19 protein-coding genes are annotated in these 19926 nt (G+C 58.2%); 7 read left to right on the top strand and 12 right to left on the bottom strand.

Translation table 11 applies throughout. The annotated features are described in order from the left end of the window. Window positions 1-620 precede the first annotated feature (620 nt). The 8 genes from BM177_RS20905 to BM177_RS05800 all read right to left on the bottom strand — a co-directional run bounded on the left by BM177_RS20905 (window position 621) and on the right by BM177_RS05800 (window position 8828). Window positions 621-878 (bottom strand): HGGxSTG domain-containing protein, encoded by a 258-nt coding sequence (locus tag BM177_RS20905; RefSeq protein ID WP_091680240.1) that lies wholly within the window; start codon window positions 876-878, stop codon window positions 621-623. Next, a complete protein-coding gene (locus tag BM177_RS19955; RefSeq protein ID WP_175492515.1) occupies window positions 787-1539 on the bottom strand; it encodes a hypothetical protein in 753 nt (250 codons plus the stop codon). The genes BM177_RS20905 and BM177_RS19955 overlap by 92 nt, the downstream gene beginning before the upstream one ends. Window positions 1540-1787: 248 nt before the next feature. Continuing rightward, complete coding sequence (locus BM177_RS19450; protein ID WP_139223528.1) at window positions 1788-2360, bottom strand: hypothetical protein; 573 nt, start codon at window positions 2358-2360, stop codon at window positions 1788-1790. Window positions 2361-2510: 150 nt separating this feature from the next. Continuing rightward, window positions 2511-3596: an acyltransferase family protein gene (locus tag BM177_RS05820; protein WP_280140531.1), complete on the bottom strand. Its 1086-nt coding sequence runs from the start codon at window positions 3594-3596 to the stop codon at window positions 2511-2513. 349 nt (window positions 3597-3945) lie between these two features. Beyond that, window positions 3946-4992 (bottom strand): glycosyltransferase family 2 protein, encoded by a 1047-nt coding sequence (locus tag BM177_RS05815; RefSeq protein ID WP_091679727.1) that lies wholly within the window; start codon window positions 4990-4992, stop codon window positions 3946-3948. A gap of 13 nt (window positions 4993-5005) precedes the next feature. After that, a complete protein-coding gene (locus BM177_RS05810; RefSeq protein WP_091679724.1) occupies window positions 5006-6475 on the bottom strand; it encodes an O-antigen ligase family protein in 1470 nt (489 codons plus the stop codon). Beyond that, entirely contained in the window at window positions 6472-7710 is a 1239-nt protein-coding gene (locus BM177_RS05805) for a polysaccharide biosynthesis protein (RefSeq protein ID WP_091679720.1), read from the bottom strand. The genes BM177_RS05810 and BM177_RS05805 overlap by 4 nt, the downstream gene beginning before the upstream one ends. Further along, window positions 7707-8828 carry a glycosyltransferase family 4 protein gene (locus tag BM177_RS05800; RefSeq protein WP_139223527.1) on the bottom strand — a complete coding sequence of 374 codons (1122 nt, stop codon included), beginning with the start codon at window positions 8826-8828 and terminating at the stop codon, window positions 7707-7709. Before BM177_RS05800 ends, BM177_RS05805 begins: the two co-directional genes overlap by 4 nt. A gap of 418 nt (window positions 8829-9246) precedes the next feature. On the opposite strand from BM177_RS05800, the gene BM177_RS05795 reads away from it, so the two are divergent. Further along, window positions 9247-10191 (top strand): hypothetical protein, encoded by a 945-nt coding sequence (locus BM177_RS05795; RefSeq protein ID WP_139223526.1) that lies wholly within the window; start codon window positions 9247-9249, stop codon window positions 10189-10191. A 254-nt stretch (window positions 10192-10445) separates the two neighbouring features. Here the strand turns inward: BM177_RS05795 and BM177_RS05790 are convergent, their stop codons facing one another. Continuing rightward, window positions 10446-11843, bottom strand: a complete 1398-nt coding sequence (locus BM177_RS05790) for a Wzz/FepE/Etk N-terminal domain-containing protein (RefSeq protein ID WP_091679709.1) — start codon at window positions 11841-11843, stop codon at window positions 10446-10448. A gap of 507 nt (window positions 11844-12350) precedes the next feature. Here BM177_RS05790 and BM177_RS05785 point away from each other — a divergent pair. Next, on the top strand, window positions 12351-12920 hold the full coding sequence (locus BM177_RS05785) for a P-loop NTPase family protein (RefSeq protein WP_139223525.1): 570 nt from the start codon (window positions 12351-12353) through the stop codon (window positions 12918-12920). A gap of 39 nt (window positions 12921-12959) precedes the next feature. Further along, window positions 12960-14054: a thioesterase domain-containing protein gene (locus BM177_RS05780; RefSeq protein WP_091679699.1), complete on the top strand. Its 1095-nt coding sequence runs from the start codon at window positions 12960-12962 to the stop codon at window positions 14052-14054. 339 nt (window positions 14055-14393) lie between these two features. On the opposite strand, the gene BM177_RS05775 is transcribed toward BM177_RS05780, so the two are convergent. From BM177_RS05775 to BM177_RS05765, 3 genes are all read right to left on the bottom strand, one after another. Beyond that, window positions 14394-15014 carry a TetR/AcrR family transcriptional regulator gene (locus BM177_RS05775; protein WP_091679696.1) on the bottom strand — a complete coding sequence of 207 codons (621 nt, stop codon included), beginning with the start codon at window positions 15012-15014 and terminating at the stop codon, window positions 14394-14396. Window positions 15015-15104: 90 nt separating this feature from the next. Further along, window positions 15105-15431: a phasin family protein gene (locus BM177_RS05770; RefSeq protein WP_091679693.1), complete on the bottom strand. Its 327-nt coding sequence runs from the start codon at window positions 15429-15431 to the stop codon at window positions 15105-15107. Window positions 15432-15532: 101 nt separating this feature from the next. After that, window positions 15533-15901, bottom strand: a complete 369-nt coding sequence (locus BM177_RS05765; protein WP_091679690.1) for a response regulator — start codon at window positions 15899-15901, stop codon at window positions 15533-15535. Window positions 15902-16028: 127 nt separating this feature from the next. Here BM177_RS05765 and BM177_RS20505 point away from each other — a divergent pair, with 127 nt between their 5' ends. The 4 genes from BM177_RS20505 to BM177_RS05750 form a co-directional block, all read left to right on the top strand. Then, complete coding sequence (locus BM177_RS20505; RefSeq protein ID WP_244532144.1) at window positions 16029-16391, top strand: cyclic nucleotide-binding domain-containing protein; 363 nt, start codon at window positions 16029-16031, stop codon at window positions 16389-16391. A 72-nt stretch (window positions 16392-16463) separates the two neighbouring features. Next, window positions 16464-16781, top strand: coding sequence for a Crp/Fnr family transcriptional regulator (locus BM177_RS20500; protein WP_342028896.1), 318 nt, complete (start codon window positions 16464-16466; stop codon window positions 16779-16781). Window positions 16782-17383: 602 nt separating this feature from the next. Further along, complete coding sequence (locus BM177_RS05755; RefSeq protein ID WP_139223524.1) at window positions 17384-17701, top strand: hypothetical protein; 318 nt, start codon at window positions 17384-17386, stop codon at window positions 17699-17701. Window positions 17702-18145: 444 nt separating this feature from the next. Next, on the top strand, window positions 18146-19926 hold a 1781-nt coding region (locus tag BM177_RS05750), incomplete at its 3' end, for a two-partner secretion domain-containing protein (protein ID WP_139223523.1).

Here is a 19926-nt window from a genome sequence, read left to right as displayed (position 1 = left end):
TCCAATCTTGATTATCCGCACCCGCGAAGCCAAGCGATATCTAGCCGCCTACCGGGCCGCCGCTGCGGAGTTCGGTAAAAGTGATCCCCGCGATCCAAGAGCTGGCCACTCTGAAACTGGCGATTGAAGACACGAGCTTGAAATATTCCACGGCACCGCCGGGGCTCTCGTATCCTTGGCTGCCCTCACCGATTTTCTTGATCGCCGCGAGAAGAGACTTCGCTCAAACTCGCCGCCACCGACCTCGCCAATAGGCCCGCCATGAGTGTGGTCATACGGCAACACGTATCCTACTATGGTTTCTTTTCTGGCGCCGGGAGCGGATATCGTTCTCCCCGTCAATCACCCTTCGGGAGCAGACCGACGCCAGGTTCTCGGGCTAATCAGCTAAGCCCGGATAGCGAAAAAAGGCGTTCTCGGGGGCCGCTGCCGCCGACCCGCAGCCAGTCTTGTTCACGGGTGAGGCCTTTGACGATCTCCGCTAGCGCCAGCTGGCCGTTGAGGCGGGTTAATTTCTATTCCGAAACTGCCTAACGCGACGTTCTTGAAAATCCGTTTAGCAAACACGGTTCGCCCATTTCCGTCGTCTCAACGGAGCGCGGCGGTCTGGTCATCGCGCGTTACCGCAGCCGCGTCAGAAATTCACGGCCATTCCGGATCAAAGACGTCAGACGCCTTCGCTCATCCACTGCCTCCGCAGTGAAGCCGCCGTGCCTCCAATTCCCGTTCCGCTCTCCCTTTGGGGCTCCACTACCTGCCGCGCCACCATGCATTCGGCAGCGCCTTTTACCGCTGACCGCTGGCGACTGGCACTGCGTCCCGCGTCTCGTCTTCGCCAAGCAGCGCCGCGCCTGGCGCAAATGTGATGGTTCCTCCATTTTGAGGTCCGTGGGGTTGTCCACGATTTTCGACATGATCCCTCCCGCCGTGGCTCACTGTACCAACAATTGCGCGCGCGCCGGTATGCACGTGAACGTGTTCGACGGTCACTTTCTGCTGCCCCTTCCCACGATACCGCTGCAACGCCTCGGTCTGGGCCGCGAAGGTTCGCAAAAGTTTCACTGCCAGATTTCCGTTGCTGTCCTGCTGAGGGATCGTGTCCGAGCCTTTCAAGCGACGAAGCGCGCGTGTTGCGGCGAAATGCGTGGCGACCATCTGCACTGCCAGCATCGCTTCGATTTCGTCGTTCGCCCCGACGCCATGAACGGCCGCCAGCATTCCGTTGACCTCTTTTTCGCTCGGCGAATGATTAGGGCCGCTATCACAGGCTGCGCTGATAAGGCTCTTGAGCAAGGTATTTGCAAGCCCGGGATCTGTGGTTCCGAAAGCCAGCGCTAGGCCCGCGTCGTCAGCCAGTGAAGGGCTGCTGACCGCCAACGGCTCGCTCGATTGCGATTTGACGACCAGACGAGGCGCGTGGGGTCGACTCTTGCGGCGCTTGAGGTAACGCTCGATAATGGCGCGCTGTTGCGGCGTTGGCATTGTTTCCGCAGCATTAGCGAGGCCCTCTGTGTGGTCGGGATCGGTTGGCTTCGTCATTTAACGAGTCCTGGCAACATGGCCTCAGGGAGAACTATAGGATGAAACGCCCATTCGGCAAAAACTACCTGCAAAGAATTGATAGGCGACTAGGTTCTTGCGTTCGATTTCGTTATTAGTTGTGAGCAACGAATAAGCGGATCTATATTGAATCTGTTTGGCCCCCTTTGTCCAGAATTATCAAAAAATGTTCATGTGGTAGAGTCTTTTTATTTCGATTCATTGGCGACGGTGTAGGCAGAACGGTTTCAATGCGATAGGTGGAGGTCTGCATCTCGGCCCCGACCGCTGATTCTAGGTCCCGTCACCGCTTGGCGCCTCAATTCAGGCGATCGTGAGTCGGCTATAAATGAGGGGAGTCCTGAGGCTCTTTCGTACTCTTGAACCAGAAATGGGCTATATTTTATACTCTGAATCCTTTTATAATCAGCCATTGAAAAAATATATATTTGTTTTGCACCCTCTGATTTTTTGATCGGATCTAACCTAATTGGAAGCCGGATATCTTCTTCCAGATGTTCCATCAGCTCTCTTATGTTATTAAAAATCCAAAACTTAGTTGGGGTGCTTTGTCTATTTAATTTTCTCTTGTCCTTTACATGTCCTTCGACAATCCAAAACTCTAGTGGAAGTCGCGGTTTTTGTTTGCGCAACCTTTGTAAATATAGTATAGCGACTTCCTCTATTGCTTCTGCTCTTTGTTTTTCATTGGAAGAACCGGAAACAATGAGAAGCAGTTTGCATTTAAGCCAAACTATGAATCCTATTGTTATAAGGATGAATAAGAGAACTGGCCTTCTATATTCTTCATAAATATTCATTTTTCCTTGTCTCTCCAATTATGTTGTAATAACGGTATGTTTCGGGATTAAGGCGGGTTTTGCCTTGACCCGAACGGAGACCGGCATACCGAGACGGGCGTCCCTCAAGAGCGCCGAGTCCCTGCTCGATCTGCCAGACGCCGCGCGCGATTAACGACCGCGCCCAGCGGCGGCGATCAGTCTCCGGCGCCACGAGCTCGTCGCGGCGCGATATCGATCTCTTGCCGGATAGGCCATGAAGCGCTGTAGCTGCGGGTGATCTTTTAGGTAGAGAGCGTGCTTCTCAACCATGTTCCAGGATAGATAGGCTAACGCGACGCTCAAGGGCATCGCGAGCGCAAGATTGAAGGCCCAGTTCTGCTGGCCTGGGAAATAATGCATCAACGTCTGCTGCACGGGGCAGCCATAAAGATAAATCCCGTAGGAATAGTCGCCGTTGGAAAGAAGCGGGATGCGAGGAAACGCGGTCATGCCGAAACAGACGACAAGGTAAGCGGCGCAGGCGGAAGAAGGAAAATAATAGGCACCCGTGTAGAAAGACGCAGCCATCACGATAAGCGCGGCGACGACGCCAAAATAGGTCAGCTTGATATGATCCCGCCAAAGATAGGTTGCAACGCCGCCGATAAAGCAGACAAACAGGGTGTAGTGCGTGACAATATCTTTCGGGTTTGGCGCGAAGACGCCCTGCGCCTCGCCCGCCGCCTGCACGAGCACCGCGCCGACGAAAACCACCAGCATCATCCGCTTGTTGGCAGCAACGCCTAGAAGGATCAGGATGGAAATGCCGATGTAGCATTGGATTTCGATCGGCACTGTCCAGAGAGAAAAGTTGACGATCGAGGGAAGCGGGTTATCCAGGAACACACCCGGCAGATAGTAACGAACTTTCCCGATGATATTGAAAAAATACTCAAAGAATCCGCGATCCGAAAAATAGGCTGGTAATGTATAGACAGTCACAATTGGCCCAAGAATGAGCGCCGACAGAAAGACCTCGCATGACAGCGCCGGGACGATGCGCAGTACGCGGTGAACGATGAAAGTCTTGAGCGACTTCACCCGCGTCAGGCTGCCTGCTATCAGGAAGCCGCTGAGGGCGAAGAACATGGGCAGCGTGGCAAGAAAGAGCGGCTTGAACGGTCCCTCGAGGACCGCATCCTGCGCTTCCTGCCCGTAGGAGGTGATAATGGAGTGAAAGCAGAGGACGCCGAGCGCAAGCACGAGCCGCGCCATGTCGAATCCCGGGCCCTTTCCTTTATTCTCATTGAGGATCTCCCCTACACTCTTTGGCGCTCCATCCGACCTGCGCCATGCCAGCGCGGTGGCGCGGAAGAGCGTGTCAAGGCCTCGTAGACTGCGCCTCGTCTCCTCATACTCAATCATGCTGATCTCCCAAGAAACTCGGCCCCCAGCTTTACTCGCGGGCCTCGCCTATCCTCATCGGGGTCGCCGTGTCCGGTGCGCTCTCTTGCAAAGGGAAACGCCGCACAGGTTTGAAATTGACGCGACGTAGCGCGCAGAAAGAGAGGCCTTGCGACGCAAGATGTTGCGGCCTGAAATAATTGCGACGCCGCAGAGTGCGTCAAATCCCTTCAAGTGGAGTGATTTTTGATCGGTCCTTTTGTAGGGCCTTTGCAGCCGCGGTGAAGTGCTCGCGGGCGAGCGCCGGCAAAACAAGTCCGACCGCAGCGCCGAACGCCCGCCAGTCCGTGAAGAACAACAATGGCCGTAGCGCCACCGCTCGTCTAAGGAGGTTGAAGGCGTCGCCTCGATGTCCGCTGGAAAGCGCCTTCCACGCGGCGATACGGTAATGTTCAGCATGGCCAGCGCGGAAGATGCGTTCTGGAACATGCGGCATATCGCGGCGCAGGATTTCCATCGCCTGATCCGCATAGCTGACAAACTTTGTCGCGTTGAAGGAAAGGCTGCTTTCGCGTCTTCTGTAGAGAGTAAGTGGTTTTGGCACAAGAATGGCGCTGTAGGATGTAAGCCAAAGAATACGTCGCCACATCTCATAATCCTCGCAGCTCCGCAACTCCTTCCTGAACAGCCCCGCCTCCCTGAAGCACGCCCGACGGGCAACGACCGTCGATCCATTGCCAAAGTGGTTGCGGCGAATCATTTCGTGGAGTGAGGGACGAGGATTGCCCGCAAGCAAAAGGTGGCCTGTGCGCTCGCCTTTCTCCGTCAAATATTCGGAGTGGCTGAATGTAATGCCGATCATGGGATCGACAACCATAACCTCAATGTGCAGCACCGCCTTCCCGGGAAGCCAGATGTCGTCGCCGTCAAGTAGGCCTATGAACTCGCCGCGAGCGGCGCGGATCCCAGCGTTGCGCGCGGCGGAGAGGCCGCCATTTTCCTGACGTATGACCAGTAGGCGCGGATCCTTCAATTTGTCCACGAGGGATTGCACGATCACAGATGTCGCATCTGTCGAACCATCGTCAACGACGATCACTTCGATGTCATGCAGTGTTTGGCGCAGCGCCGAGAGAACCGCAGCCTCGATGTAGGGTGCGACGTTATAGGCGGGAATGACAATGCTAAGTGAAGGCTTCGACCCCTCGCCGCCCTGCGCTCTCGGCTCACAAGCATTATTAGGAAGACTTTGTAACGGCGTTGACATTACACGGAATCTCCTAAATAGGGCCTATTGGCGCGAAGGCGTTCTTATCAGCCCCGCGATGATGGTAATTCGGTTGAAGCGCGCTCATCGTGCGTAAGGGGATGCGCGCAAGAGCGCGCCCCCTGTCCGGCGAGCCACGGCGGTCGGCCTTGGAAGGCGGCGCGAGAGCTGCGCCAATGAAGACGAAGAGAAATACGCAGGGAAGCGTAAGGTTGAATAGCGCTTCGTAGCGGCAGTAGAGAGCAAGACATGAAAAGAGACCGCCAGCGACGACGACGTGGGCGCGACGCGGATCGTCAGATCGCAGCGTTAGGTAGCGCCGGATGAGCCCGAACAAGATCGCCCCCATGGCGATGACAAAGGCCGCGAAAGTTGGCGCACCCCCGGTGTAGAGCAGGCCATAGATGGTGGAGTGGCTGCCTATCGGCAAATTCTCCTTTGAGTGCACGGATTCGCCGATCCAGCCGTGACCGATAAGAGGCGACTGTAGAAAGCCCTCATAGCTCCTGTCGTAAATAAGCTCACGAGCGAGACTGGATCCGGCCCGCGCGCCATTCACCCGATCTTGTATCTGGGCGATCTCGCCAATCGGATCGATGCCGAACAAGGGCAGCGCGAACAGCGTTGTGAGCGCGCATCCGATGACGGTGAATTTGACGAAGCGCGGAGCTCGCATAAAAGCGATGAACGCGCCGACGACGACCAGTGCTCCAATGGCAATCCGGCTCCAGCTGAAGACAACGCCGACGGCGCCGCCAGCCACGCCGAGAAGGCGCCACAATCGATTGCTTTCGAGCAGGCTGATGAAGGTCACCGCCAGCGCCCCGAGACCCAGCGCCGGCGCCCAGGGAAAGAAAAGCACGAGGCGAGTTGAAAGTTCGCCAAGCGTTTCTTCCGTCTGATAAATGAGCGCGGCCGTGTAGAACGTTACAGAAGGACTATTTGGCAACAGCATTCCGATCGGCGTCGGCCATATATAGAGTTCGCGCTTTCCAGCGAGATGGCCGAGCGCGGCGATCGCGGCGAAAATCAGCATGTAAAGGCCAACCCAGGTCACAGCACGAATCGACCGTTCGTCGTCGAGCCTGTGCGCTGCGCCGACGGCGATCGCGAGGCCGCCGAACGCCCAACCGACGACGCCGAAACCTACCGCGTTGGCTAAGCCGCGGCCATAGTCTCCGATATCGACGCCGTTCAGAATGGAGGCTGCGGCTTGCGAGAGCCCAATAGCGAACCAGCTCCAGACAATCACGTTGGTCATCACCCCCCTCGGCCAGCGCTCCGCCGCGAGCTTGATCAGCATGACCGCGCCCGCTGGCGTAAGGACGCCCAATATCCACATCGCGGGAATGGCGCGCAGATAGCCGCAATAGAGCCGCCGGTCGGACAATCGGGCCAGGACGCTCCGACGCATGCGGGGAAACGCGGAAAGGGCGCGCAGGCTTGGCGACGGCGCTCGCGGGAGGGCGGCTTCGGCGCTCATTGCGCGGCTCCGGCTTCAGCAAAACTCGGCGCAGCGCGGGGCCCGAAGGACGCGCTTGCGCGTGCGGTGAGGGCGCAGGCGATCGACACGTGAAGGACGGTCGCGAGGATTGCGCCAAGCGCGCCGCCGATTGCAGCCCCTGCGGGCACAATTGCAAGCGCCAGGGCAGCCCTGATCAACGAGATGCGGTTGACCGACCCGAGCGCTCCGATTGCGCGCAGATGCAGATCATAGGTTGAGAGCAGATAGCGGATCGGCGTGGACACAAGAATCAGCGGCGCAAACAGGACGAAGCGCGGCAGATGAAAAACCATAAGGCCCAGTGGAGCAGCAATAACAGCCGCGCCGACCGCACATGTGGCACCAAGCCGGAGCATCAATCGGCGCAACTCGGGCATAGCCCCGTCGGGATCCGCCACGACGGTCGGATATTTCGCCTGCATTTGCGACCAGCCTGGCGTCTCGGCGACGGTGAGGATTTGCCGGCATAATCCGAACAGGCCGAGATCATCGCGACTCATGAGATAGGAGACAATAAGCACCGTGATCTGATCGACGCCAAGATTGAGCGAGTCGCCCACAAGGTATCGACAACCCTCGCGCGCTTGACGAATGAAAAGAGGAATGTCGAACGGCGCGCGCTCAAGACGCAGGAATGCGACGAGGACGCCGCCAAACCGAAAGGCGGCGAGAATCGCGGCGAATAAGATATAGCTCGAGGCAAAGAGCGCCGCGGCGGCAAGGCCAAGCGAATTGGCGACGGGAGCAATGACGGTGTCGCCCGCCTTTCCTTGAAGCACCTGTAGCGAGTTTAGAAGATTGCCCTGTGCGAAGAACGGACCGCCGAGCGCAAGCAGAACGATGACCAGCATCTCCTCATGTGTTTGCGCGGCTAGCGCGCCAAGCGCCACGAGAAAGGGCAGACTCAACGGGACGACTGCGAGCGCTGCCGCGAAGCCAAGAGCGTTCTTGACGCGCATTTGCGCATCCATGCGCGCAAAGACATAGGGGAGGCCGAAAGTTCCGACAAGCGCGATGACTGTCACCGCCACCGCCGCCACCGTAAGAGTGCCCGCTGCGGCGAGGCCAAAACGACGGACGATCAGCACGGAAAGAAGCAGCCCGTTGGCGTTCTGCAGAACGCGTGACAGCATTACCAACCCGGCTTCGCGCCCGAAGCGGTCGGAGAGCAGAGCGGCTCTGGCGCGGAGCGCCCGCGCGACGGATCCAATCATCGTGCCGCCATCCGCTGCGTCGATGCGATCGTCGGCCTTGCGCGCAACGGGGTTCGGTAGAGCTGAGCGTAGCGTTCCGCGACGACATCCCAGTCGGGCAAGGAAAGCGCGCCAAGATTGCGCGCGACCCCCTCAAGGATCTGCGGGGCGTCGAGTAACGTCGCGAGCACAGCGCGCAGCCCTTCGACGTCACGAGGCTGAAAATAAAAGCCGTGGGCACCGACGACAGCGCGGTTTTCGGGAATATCAGTGACGACCGCGGGAACTCTGTAGCCGAGCGCTTCAAGCAACGCCATCGACATGCCTTCCACGTATGACGGCAAAACGAAGAGATGCGCGTTGCTGAAGAGGGCGGCGAGAGCGTCGCCCGACTGATGGCCGACGAAGACGATCTTGTCAGGATTGGCCGCCCGACGGAGCGAATCGAGATAGACAGGCTCGCCGGAGGATCCGGCGATGACGAGCCTCATTTCAGTCGTCAGGCTGTTGAACGCCTCTATGAGGTCGTGGCAGCCCTTCTCCGGCGTCAGGCGGCTCGCGAAGAGAATATAACGTCCAGGCTCAATGCCGAAGGACGAGAAGGACGGCCCAGGCGAAACGCGGTGCTTGTTTGGCATGCCGTTCGGAACGAACGCCGTGGCGACATTGTAGCGCTCGATGAAGTAACGCCGCAGATTTTCGGATACCACGGTGATCTGGTCGGCGTTGGCGACCAGCGTGCGTTCGGCGAGACTGAGACAGGATCGTGCCACGACGCCCCATTTGTCACGCTGCTGGTCAAGCCCGTGAATGGTGACGAGGGAGCGCTGACCAAACAGGTTTGTCGCTGCCGACAGAATCCCAGGCCCGACCGCGTGGAGGTGAATGAGGTCATAATTGCCGAGGGCCCGCCGCAACGCAACAACGCTGCGAGAGAGCGTCTCAAAATGCTTGCCGCCAAGGGAAGGCACGCGAATTGCGCGCACTCCACCGTGATCCTCGAAGGTCACCCTAGCATCAGAGAATACGTCGACTTCGTAGCCGAGTTTTCCAAGTCTTGGACACAGTTCATTAAGCACCCGCTCGATGCCACCGTAACTAGAGCCGACTCCACGGGAGCCAATCATCGCGATACGCAATTCGTCCCCCTTCGATAGAGCTCAGAAACTCTAGAAAAGAGCATCCATTTACTCTAAGCTAGTATAAGTGAGAGCGTAGAGGCAAACGAACAGCATGTCACTATATTTTGTTGCGTCGCAGCAATATAATATAATGGCATTGGTAATGCGCCTACGTATATTTAACAACCATAAGTGATCTGATGAATATTGTGTATTATCTTGTGTTCTGTTGGGTATGCGATCCTTTATAGGAATCGACGAAAAGATATCCGCTTTTATGGAAATTTTTCTTATGGCAATTTTCAGGCGTCCGCGCCGTCGCCTCGCGCGATCTCTCGCCTTTGCGGCTGGGCTGGCGGTATCCGGGCAGGCCAGCGCCCAAAACCGGCCTTTCACATTCGCATCAGTGTGGAACACGACGATACCAGCGGCCGCCGTGTACGCTTCCGAACCGGCGGACCCCGGTCTAGTGGCCGGCGTGGATTCCTGGGACCAGCGGAACGTCTGGACCATTCCTATTTATACGGCCGGGGCGAACGATCCCCTGCAGCCGCTCCTCTACAATTCCCTTGCTTGGTACAAAGTCTTCACCGGCGAGTGGAAGCGTGTCGGCAATAGCGCGGCTGTCGAGGCCGACATTCTCGCCTCTTCAAAAACGAGCTTCCCCTACCGCGGCAACGTCTTCTCGACGACGACGCCAAACGCTTGGACTTTGCCGGCTTCCTACAACGAGACGGTCAGCTCTGCTTCGCCGCCCGCCCGTTTCCGGATCGGCGCGGGCATGACACCAGCGATCGGGACGGACGGCCATATGGTGGTGTTCCAACCGGTCGGAACGGCGCTTGAGACATATGCTACGATCGTCTTGAGCTCGGGGCCGGTGGTGGCCCTCTCCTACGCGACGACGTCGACCACGAGCGCCGGCGATGGATGGCAGAATGGCCAGACCGCTTCGATGCTGCCTGCCTACGCCGGGCTCTTCTGTGATGAGGACGTCGCTACTGGTCTCAATCACGCCCTGGCGATCACCGTCCCGCCTACACTGCTCGCGCCGCAGATCGCATATCCAGCCTACGCTTTCGATCGCGATAGCCTGATCAACAAGCAACCCTACGCCGGCGTGCTGCCGATGGGATCCCGGCTTGCGCTGCCGCCGTCGGTTTCCGTCGCATCGCTAGCCCTCTCAACCGCAGCAGGCAAAGCGATCGCGACGGCGGCGAAAGCCTATGGTTTCATTATCGTCGACCGCGGCGGAACCGGCGTGACGATCCGTGTGAAACCAAAATGCGCGACGTCGGATAGCGTCCTACGCGCCTGGAATTACGGTTTGCAAAACGATCTGAACGCCATTCTCGCGAAGGTCCGGAGCGTGACTTGGTGAACGCCTTCGCCCTTATTGAACCCTCCCGCTATTGCGGCATCGGAGAATGTGCGTTCACGCTCAGTCGAACCAAAAAGTTCGCGACGCCAGTTGCTTTCGCTCCCAGGCCTAAGCGCCCTTCGGGACGCCCCTTCTTTCGTCCGGGCGCAGTCGAGCGTTCAAATGGCGAGGAAGGCCTGCGTCGGGCAAAAGAACCGTGATATCTGGCAAAATGCCTTTGTGGGCGGAGGCCCGACCTGCGCGCCGCCGCGGCTTCAAGAGCCGGCAGCGCCCGCTCCGTCCGGTGCCCGGTCGAGCACGGGAATGACGCAGAGCACCGGAAGGCCTAGCGTCTTTTCAAGCTTCTCCGGCGTGATGAAGCTGCGGCGAAAGACGTCCGACAACACCGCAGCGAGAGCGCCAATGAAGAGGGAGAGCAGGATCCCCGCCGCGATGATGACGGCGCGCTGATTCCCGGCTTCGACTGGCGGGGTCGCAGGGTCGATAACCCGCACGCTCGCCGCCGCGCGCGAGCTGACGTCTTCCTGGAAACGGCGCGCATCGAGAGTCTTGGCGGCGGCGATGTAATGGTCCTCCGCAAGCGTGCGCTCGCGCTCGAGACGCGCCAGTTCGAAAGCTTTCGTCTCGATAGACTTGATGTCGCGGTCTGTAGCGGCAAGCTGCACGTCGTCCGTTGCGACGCGCACCCGCGCAGCCTCGTATCCTAGGCGCGCGCGGGCACGTTCGATCTCGAGCGCGTCGACGACATTCGGACGGCCGTGCCGGACAAGCTGCTGCCCGCCACGATAGGCGACAATGTCTTTTGGGGTGTCGTCGAGCTCGTGTTGCAGGACGTCGCTGCGTTCTGTCGACTGCGCGGCATCCAGCTCGCCGAGTTGCCTGTCCCGCATAATATCGGCGCGCTGGCGCAGCAGCAGGTCGCGCTGCAGGGCGTGGTCGGCGATGTCGTTGCGCGCCTTGAAGTCTGCCACCGCGCGGGCCGCCTCGTCGGCGCGTTGGCGCAGCGCCTGCGCCTCGATCGCTACCACGGGCGACTGCACGTCGGCAAACAGGACTGCGCGCTTCTTAAGATAGTTGGCTACCAGCGTATTTGCCGTCAGCGCGGCGACGGCTGGATCAGCATTACGGAAGCTGACGGTAATTAGATTGCCGGTCTTATCCGGGGTCGCCGTGAGATCTTTCGCAAAAGCGAGCGTCGCGGCGCCGAGCGGATTGGCGGCAAGCGCTGGCTCCAGAGTCCATTGAAAAACTACTTGCGCGAGACGCGCGCGCAGGCCCGGCTCCGCAAGGCCCGGATACATCTTCGCAAGGCCAACGTCCTCGATTGTGGCCCTCGCCAGCGAAGGCGCCGTTAGGATCTCAACCTCGCTTTTTAGAATCGCGTCCTTTTCCAGCATGGCTGGCGATGCGGCGGTTTCCGCACCCACCGCTGCACGGGCCGCGTAGTCAGGGGAGAGCGGCACCAGCAGATGCGTCTCGCCTGCATATTTCGGCTTGACGAGCGTGGCGACGGCGACGGCGACGACAAGCGTGACGACAATGGAAGCGGCGACAACCCGCCAGTCCTTGCAAAGGGAGTTGAGCGCGACGCGCAGGGTGGCTGAGTTGGACCGACAATAAGTGAGCGCCGACTCATTAGAGACTAGACTCATGATTCATTTGCTCCAGAACGTCGGATAGGCGCAGCTCCCGTTAAAAAGCGATGTGGAATCTGATTAATTATGTTTTTTGTCAGTACTTATTAAGAATTCGAGAGAAATTCGACTTCCACAGGTCATTTTTATCTTTTTTGTTGCGCTGCGTCAAACTCGAATGTACGTTGGGATAGCTAAAAAAAGCTTCCATATGACAATTCAAGCGTCGCAATTATCTTCCTTACAATTATCTTGCCCTAGCATGGGCATGGCATCACAGCGCATCGAAAACACCCTCCCATTTCTGAAGGGTAACATGAACTTGCTCTCAGCTTATTGGTCATCAGTTGATCGGGACGTCACCGCTTATTCTTTCGCGTGCGGAGGGGCGCAATGACGGCGCATGCTTCATACCCAAGAGAAGAAACATGTCTTCCGGCCGAAAAGAATCTTTTTCCTTTTGGTCGTACATCGCCGCGGCGACCGCACCCGTCCTATTTGCAGCTCTTTCATGCCGTCAAGGCGATGAACCGCGAAGACAAGCCGTTCGTGCTGCAGTTCATCGCCTCTTCCCATGGAGAAGGGACGAGCGCGACGGTGGTCGGCTTTGCGGATGCGGCGGCGGCTCATTGGGGAGGACGGGTCCTCCTCGTCGACTGCTCTTCGACCGCCTCGGGAGAGCGTCTTGGGGCGGGCTCGCCATCCCTGCTTGAGGCATTTTCCAACAAGGGCGCATTGCATCACGCGATGCACCCGGCTCCGGGCCGTCCGGGGGTCGTTCTGGCGCGATTGATCGCTCCTGAAGGCGTCTTGTCGCGTGTCGACCTCAGCGATCTTGGCCGGCTATTCACGGAAGCAAAGCAAGGCTTCCCCTTCATCGTTCTCGATTGCCAGCCCGTGGCCGAATCGCCGGAATCGCTCGCGCTCGCCCGATGCAGCGATGGCACAGTGCTCGTCGTGGGCGCGGGCTCGTCGTCCCGCTCGATGATCGTTCAGACCCGCAACGACATCGAGCGCTTCGGCGGGCAGGTCATCGGTTGTGTCCTCAACCGGGCGAAGAATTATATGCCAAGCTGGCTCCAACGCTGGTTTTAGGCTCCGCCCGCCCTTCTCGTCGCACATGGAGGAGCGTCCATGAACAGTCAAATTAAAAGCCAGGCATTCGTCGAGGCGACCGCATCCGTCGAAGCGGTGATCGCTGATCTCTGGGACCGCATTCTGGAACGAGGTCCGCACGCCCGCACGGCGAATCTTTTCGATCTCAGACTCGGCGTGCAACGCATACATCGGCTTCTGGAAGCCATCTCGCAAGCGACGGGCGTATACTTGCCAATCACCACGGTCTTCGAAGCCTGCACGATCGGAGCCATCGCCGACGTGGTCAAGCGCGGCAAGACTCCGGCTCAGCGTCCGACGGTGCTCGTACAGCCGCAGGATGGAGGAACTCCGCTCTTCCTGTTCCCCGGCCTCGGCGGGCTGCCGCTCGAACTCTTAGATCTCGGCAGTCTTGTGAAGGCCGGCGGCCCAGTCTACGCAAATATATTTCAGGGCCTCGACGGCCTCGAGCCGCTCCATCGCTCTATCACTGAAATGGCGCGATATCAGGCGGCCTGCATCCGCAGCATACAGCCGCGCGGCCCCTATCGTGTTGCAGGCTTCAGCCTCGGAGCGCTCGTTGCGCTTGAGACGGCGCGCGTCTTCTCGGATGGTGGCGAACAAGTCGACTTCGTTGGGCTTATCGAGCCTAATCTGCCGGAACGCTGCTGGCCGCCAGCGGTGAAGCGCGCCTTTCTCTGGCGACGCCTTAAGACGCACCTCGCCACAATCAAAACGCTGTCGCCCCGCGCAATTCTTCCCTATCTCGTCGAAAGGGCGACACCGGTGGCGCGCCGGTTACGCCGGCTCATCGGCGACAAGGGCGAGGCGTCCGCGTCGCCTTACACGCTCGCAACTCTGCCCAAAGAGCTTCTCGATGCGCGGGAGGCCGGCATAGCTGCTTTTTACAGCTACGAGATGAGCCCCTATCGGGGAAAAGTCATATTTTTCGACTCGGCCGGCGGCGATCCTTTATCCTGCCGCCCACTGGAAGTACTTCCGCCCTATGTCGGCGCCTACGAGTCCCATGTTTGCAGCGGCGATCATGCGAGTGTGATGCGCCAACCACACGTGGCTGAACTTGCCCACCATATGTCGGAGGCGCTTGCGAGGCTCGACCGGCCTTCGCGATGACGGAAGGCAACGATGGCTTATTCCAAGTCTCGGGGATTAGTAAAACCGATAGGCATTCGCGCATTCCGATGGGCATGATTTTCCAGGGCATGTCGATAAGCTTGTTCTAGGCGAAACCGGAGACTGTCTAACACCTGGGGGGTGCGTCAGGATCAGCTGATCTGGTCCAGCCGGTGCGCCGGCTAACGTCTATTTCGGGCGCGCCGAGAGCATTCTCCTCGAGCGCGAAAGGATCAAACGCCAGACCATCGCCAATCGTCGCTTGTAGCATCGGCTGCAGGCCGCGTAACCTCAATCACCGATGTGCCAGAGCCTCCGTTCCTGACGCCCGAAAGTTGTCTAAAATAACCTGGCGACGGACAGCTCCGTAGCTTTTTTCGTCAGTCCGGCGAGGCAAAAAGCAATCATTTGATCGATTGGCGGCGAGGGGGCTTGCGCGGCTTCAGCTATAAGTCGAGGGTGGCAAAACTGCATGCAAGCGCTTTGAATGAGAATCGCAGTAAGGTCTGCGCCTCCAATTGCGAACTTTCGTTCGGACATGCCCAGACCGATGATACGGACGAGGGAATTTCCGATGGTCTTTGTGTGACTTGTAACCACCTCCCAACGCTCGTCGTACGCCGTAACCAGCAACTCGTGGATTTTCGGCCTCCATGCGAATTGTTCCGTGTGAAGATTATAAATCGTCGCTATGGAACGTCGTAGCTGGTCGCTCGCCGAGTCAAAGCTTCCTTCAATTTGCTCTACGCGGTTTTCGATTTCCGCGAGCTGGCGGCGAGCGACTGCTGAATTGATTTCAGCTTTCGAGTCAAAAAATCGATAAATGTTTGCTGGAGACATCTTCAGTTCACGGGCAATATCGGAGACCGTCGTCTTCCTAAATCCGAGTTCTCCGAACAAGAGCTCGGTTACATCGACGATTCTTGTAGATATATCACGTTCGAGCGTCACTGGGGTCATGCGCTACTCCTACTACTATTAAAAGAGGATCATGGCGCAGAAACCGTCATGGTTTAGCTTTGAACGACACATTTAACTGATGTTCAGGGCCTACTTCCTATCGTTCTGAACCTTGGCGGTTAACTCCACAATTGGCTTAAAAGCCTCTTTGCCCAGATCAGAATAGAGGGAGTTTAATTTCTTCGCCTGTGCGGTGAACGCCGCATAAAATTGCTTGGCGTATTCCGACTGGATCTGGAAAGCGGTGTCGATGGATTTGGCGTTACTCAGCTTTTCCAAAAAAGCAGCTCTGTCTGCAAAAGAGTTTCTCGAGTAGTCGATAGCCTCAGTTGCTATCGTTCGAAAATTCTGGATAAATTTAGCTGCAGAGTCGGTCGCTATTTCAGTGTTGTTGAGGTGGTGCTCGATTTGTTCCATTTTGATTATTGATCCTTCCAGAAATCGAATTGGTGCGCTTGACCTTGGCGATGGGCGCCCCGTTTATCTGTTTCGAAACGCTGTGTTGCTCTACGAGAGCTTCAAGATGGGATTAATAGCCGTTCGGCGGCTGACAGGACTTTTTCCGCGCTCGCAGGTTTTTGGATCCATTCTGTGTGAGATCCAATTTCCGTGTATGTGAAGTGTTTGCGGCTGTATCCAGAATAGATGATGAAAGGCACACCTTTTTGTGTAAGTTTTTCGATTATCAATCTACTCGAACCGTCCAATACTTTAATGTCGATGATAGCTAGGGTTGGTGTTTGATTTTTGAGATAAGCAAGAGTTTCCCTGCAGGTTGTGAATGGTCCAGCGAGCACGTATCCAGAAAAGCTGACGTAGTCAGCTAAATCAAAAGCAATCCAAGGGTCATCTTCCACAATCAAGCATAAACCTGAGACTGGCGTCATTTAGCTTAAGCTCGCGACAATTGCCGACTGATAGAAAACGAAATTTTATTATGCACTTATAAATTGTTCTCTCTGTGGTATACACCACAGCGAAAGAAAAAAATCGGTTTGTTCCTGGGAGATATTAATGAAGCAGTTCCTGCCTTCGGAGCATGAAAATCAGTTGCTCCGCGCTTTGGAGTCGGCCATCCGCAACCGGATCCGCTCCCATCTCGAACCTGTCACCCTTAAATTGGGATCAATCGTCTGCGAAGCAGGCGGCGTTCTCAAACACGCTTACTTCCCGAGTGGCGCGGTTTTTTCTTTACTGACCATTTTGGAGAACGGCTCGGCGATTGAAACCGCAAACATAGGGCGTGAGGGCGCGTTCGGCCTGTTCGCGGCCATGTACAGCCGCACCTCTTTCAATCGGTGCATTGTACAGTTAGAAGGTCCTATGGGCCGGTGCCCGATAGAAGTGCTGCGACACGAATTTGCGAGCAGCGAATAGGTGAGGGATCTGTTCGTCAGCTATTCTGAGACGCTGCTGTCTCAAATCCAGCAGACAGTCGCTTGCAACTCCATGCATTCTATCGAGGAAAGAATGTGCCGCTGGCTACTCATGATGGATGACCGAGCTGAAGGCGAAGTTCTTAAATACACTCACGAGTTTCTCGCGGGCATTATGGGGGCCAATCGGAAATCGGTGACGCTTGCGGCTCAATCGATGCAGAACGCCGGCCTCATCAGTTATCGACGGGGAATGATCCAAGTTTGTGATCGTTCCGCCCTCGAAAAGGCCTCGTGTGAATGCTACGCGATTGTCAAACAGCGGTTCGACGCCTTTCTCACCCCGCCCTCGACGGCATTTCAGGGCGATACAAAAGGGCGAAAAAACTAGAAAGGGCCGAAATCTGGCGACTGGTGCGCGACGTTGCCCGTGCGCGGCTCGCGATGGTTTAAACTCCGAAAGCGGAGTTGAGATCACCCCAGCAGAGGTGAACCATAACTCAGCGGCTATAGCACGGCCGCCGGGCACGATTGAATACCCGGCCGCGCCGCGGAGCCAGGTCGCCACCTTTTCGATCAATTTATCGACTTCCCCGTCATGGGAATGGATGTGTTGGCCGGCGATATCGGAGATGAACTTCTGATAGCGGTGCATTTGTCGATCGAGAATGAGGCTTTCTTCTGCATGTGCTTGCGGCCGCCGAATTTACGGGCACCCAAGAAGAGCCCAAGTTCCAGCTGGCCTGCCCCCGAGGGGTGATCCAGTTTCAATGTTAGTGCATGGCGGCGTCTGACGCCAAGGTTGTTTTCGGCGACCATGGGTGGGTTTCGCAACCGCTTTCCAGGCTGCAAGAAAAAACTAGGCGATTCCGCATGCTGATGAGGCGGGCAACCCGTTTCACGAAAAGGAGAGCTGGCCCGACGAATTTGGACAATCGGCCAAGCGGAGTCTTGCCTGATCGCGGCCTAAATGGTCGCAGCGCAGGAAAGGCGATGAGCAAACGACCCCACCGGAACCACGCACCAGCGATAGCCTTGGCCGCGATCAAGGGCGAAAAGACGCTGGTCGACCCACCCCGCAATTCGTGTCCCGCCAAACCAGCTCATTTCATTGAAAGGCTCAGTCTGCTCGTATGGTCGGCGGGGAAACTGAAACTCCTTTCGAACCTCGGGCGGTCAACCAGCGCCGAAATTTCGAAAACCGGCTTTATGGCATTGGGATTTCGGACGGCGCTGAGCCTCGACGAATGGGTCCTAGGCGGAGCCGAGACGACGAGCGCTTGTCGAGACGGGAGCTACGTGACGAGGTAGGCGGACACGCGCTTCGAGGCCCGGTCCGAGGAGCATAGCGGGCTGGCGAAGGTCGCCTAGGATGTCGGCCAACGTGAAACCGTGATTGACCTCTGTCCAAGGCTCGTTGCCCTCCGCTGGAACTCGGCGCCATGGGGAAATCGCGGGACTTTCTGCGGGCATGCACTTTACGTTAGGCCATAGAAAGGATTTACGCGAACAGGAAGTTCGAGGGAATAATCGACCCTCTGCTTTATACGTTTAGCGACGCGCTTCCAAAGTGCAGCCTCGAAATAATCTAGTAGCAGCCATACAGTTAATCGTAATGCAGGGAGAGGCGCCTAAAAAATATATAACCGTTGACTGAAGAACTTCGGCTTGACGGCAAATGTTTTATGGCGAGAATACGGCGAGGCCCAAATTTGGCTGATTTCATTGTTTTGAAGACGATATTAAGGTGTCTCTATGCGCCGCAGTCACTCACGCTTCGGCGCAGTTCTGCTCGCTTCGACGGCGCTGAGCGGCGTGGAGCCTGTTCTCGCCGGGGGCATTAGCATTCTGCCGACCGGAGGCAGTGTCGCCTCCGGCTCGGTGACGATTTCACCGCCTTCGGGCAATACGCTGAACATTCGCCAGTCCAGCCAGGGGGCCATCGTCAACTGGCAGGGCTTTTCGATCGGCCAGGGCAACACCGTCAACATTCATCAGCCCGGTTCATCCGCGGCGCTGCTCAACCGCGTGACCGGCTCGACGCCCTCGACCATCGCCGGACGGCTCAACGCCAATGGTCAGGTCTACCTCGTCAATCCCAACGGCGTCGCGATCACAAAGACGGGCGTTGTCAGGGCCGCCGGGTTCGTCGCCTCGACGCTTGGCGTTTCGAACGAGGATTTCCTCAGCGGCAGGGCCAGACTCAAATTCAAGGGCGGCGGCGCCTCGAAAGCCGTGACCAACGACGGCGTCATCCGCGTCGGGCGCGGCGGCTACGCCGCGCTGATCGGCGGAACCGTGTCGAATTCCGGGAAAATCCTCGCGCTGATGGGCAAGGTCGGGCTCGGCTCCGGCGAAACCGCGACGCTTGATTTCTCCGGCAACGGCTTCCTCAAGGTCGCGGCGCCCACCCGTTTCAACGGCAAGGAGGCCCTCGTCAGCAACACGGGAACGATCAAGGCCGACGGCGGCCTCGTCGTGATCGAGGCGGCCACGGCGCGCGAGGCGGCGCGCAACGCCGTCAACATCAGCGGCCTGGTGCAGGCCCGCAGCATCGGCGGCCATTCGGGCGCGATCGTCATCGGCGGCGGCGCGGGCGGGGCGGTCAATGTCTCGGGCAGGCTCGACGCCTCCAGCGTTTCCGGCAAAGGCGATCTGGGCAAGGGCGGGCGCATCGCCATCACCGGAAGGGAGATCGCGCTGCGGAGCGCGGCCGTCGATGTCTCGGGCGGAGCCGGCGGCGGGAAGGTCCGCATCGGCGGCGGCCCGCAGGGAACCGGAAAACTTTCCCATGCGGCGAGCGTCAGGATCGACTCCGCGACCACGATCAAGGCCGACGCGACGGCGAACGGCGAGGGCGGCTCGGTCGTGGTCTGGTCGGACGGCGCGACGAGCGTCAATGGCAGGATCACGGCGCGCGGCGGCGCCTCGGGCGGCGCTGGCGGCGCAGTCGAGACCTCGGGCAAGACCGTCGATTTCGCCGGGCTGTCTGTCGATACGTCCGCGCCCCGCGGCGGCGCCGGGATCTGGCTGATCGATCCGGTCAATCTGACCGTCGGCGCGGCGGCGGCGAATACGATCTCCGGCAATCTGGCGTCCACCAACGTCACTCTGCAAACGACGGCGGGCGGTGCCTCCGGGCCGGGGGTTCAGACGCCGGGCGCCGGCGACATCACCATCGCCTCGGCGATTTCGTGGTCGAGTCCGCAGAGCCTCACCCTCGACGCCTACCACGCCATCGCCATCAACGCGCCGGTGACGATCAAGGGCGCGGGCAAGCTCAGCCTCAATGCGGCGGCGGACCCGATGATCCCGACGCTGGCGCTGCTGTCGTTCGCGTCAGGCGCCGGCGTTCAATTCACCGGCGCGCCCAACACCGGCCAGGCGCTGACGATCAACAGCCAAAGCTACACGCTGCTTTATTCGATGAGCGACGTGCTAGGCGTCAACAGCAACCTCGCCGGCCATTACGCGCTGGCGAAGCCCCTCGACGCGGCCGGAACGACGTATACACAGGCGCTGATCGCGCCGGGCGG

The organism is Methylocapsa palsarum (assembly GCF_900114285.1).
Classification (GTDB): domain Bacteria; phylum Pseudomonadota; class Alphaproteobacteria; order Rhizobiales; family Beijerinckiaceae; genus Methylocapsa; species Methylocapsa palsarum.
This window is presented reverse-complemented; position numbering and strand designations above follow the sequence as displayed.

Coding starts and splice junctions, on each gene's coding strand:
- BM177_RS19450 (WP_139223528.1), bottom strand. CDS start 2,360: ATGAATATTTATGAAGAATATAGAAGGCCAGTTCTCTTATTCATCCTT.
- BM177_RS05775 (WP_091679696.1), bottom strand. CDS start 15,014: ATGACCCCAGTGACGCTCGAACGTGATATATCTACAAGAATCGTCGAT.
- BM177_RS20500 (WP_342028896.1), top strand. CDS start 16,464: ATGCATTCTATCGAGGAAAGAATGTGCCGCTGGCTACTCATGATGGAT.
- BM177_RS05780 (WP_091679699.1), top strand. CDS start 12,960: ATGAACAGTCAAATTAAAAGCCAGGCATTCGTCGAGGCGACCGCATCC.
- BM177_RS05810 (WP_091679724.1), bottom strand. CDS start 6,475: ATGAGCGCCGAAGCCGCCCTCCCGCGAGCGCCGTCGCCAAGCCTGCGC.
- BM177_RS05765 (WP_091679690.1), bottom strand. CDS start 15,901: ATGACGCCAGTCTCAGGTTTATGCTTGATTGTGGAAGATGACCCTTGG.
- BM177_RS05790 (WP_091679709.1), bottom strand. CDS start 11,843: ATGAGTCTAGTCTCTAATGAGTCGGCGCTCACTTATTGTCGGTCCAAC.
- BM177_RS05785 (WP_139223525.1), top strand. CDS start 12,351: ATGAACCGCGAAGACAAGCCGTTCGTGCTGCAGTTCATCGCCTCTTCC.
- BM177_RS05770 (WP_091679693.1), bottom strand. CDS start 15,431: ATGGAACAAATCGAGCACCACCTCAACAACACTGAAATAGCGACCGAC.
- BM177_RS20905 (WP_091680240.1), bottom strand. CDS start 878: ATGGAGGAACCATCACATTTGCGCCAGGCGCGGCGCTGCTTGGCGAAG.
- BM177_RS20505 (WP_244532144.1), top strand. CDS start 16,029: ATGAAGCAGTTCCTGCCTTCGGAGCATGAAAATCAGTTGCTCCGCGCT.
- BM177_RS05820 (WP_280140531.1), bottom strand. CDS start 3,596: ATGGCGCGGCTCGTGCTTGCGCTCGGCGTCCTCTGCTTTCACTCCATT.
- BM177_RS05755 (WP_139223524.1), top strand. CDS start 17,384: ATGAGCAAACGACCCCACCGGAACCACGCACCAGCGATAGCCTTGGCC.
- BM177_RS05815 (WP_091679727.1), bottom strand. CDS start 4,992: ATGTCAACGCCGTTACAAAGTCTTCCTAATAATGCTTGTGAGCCGAGA.
- BM177_RS05805 (WP_091679720.1), bottom strand. CDS start 7,710: ATGATTGGATCCGTCGCGCGGGCGCTCCGCGCCAGAGCCGCTCTGCTC.
- BM177_RS19955 (WP_175492515.1), bottom strand. CDS start 1,539: ATGACGAAGCCAACCGATCCCGACCACACAGAGGGCCTCGCTAATGCT.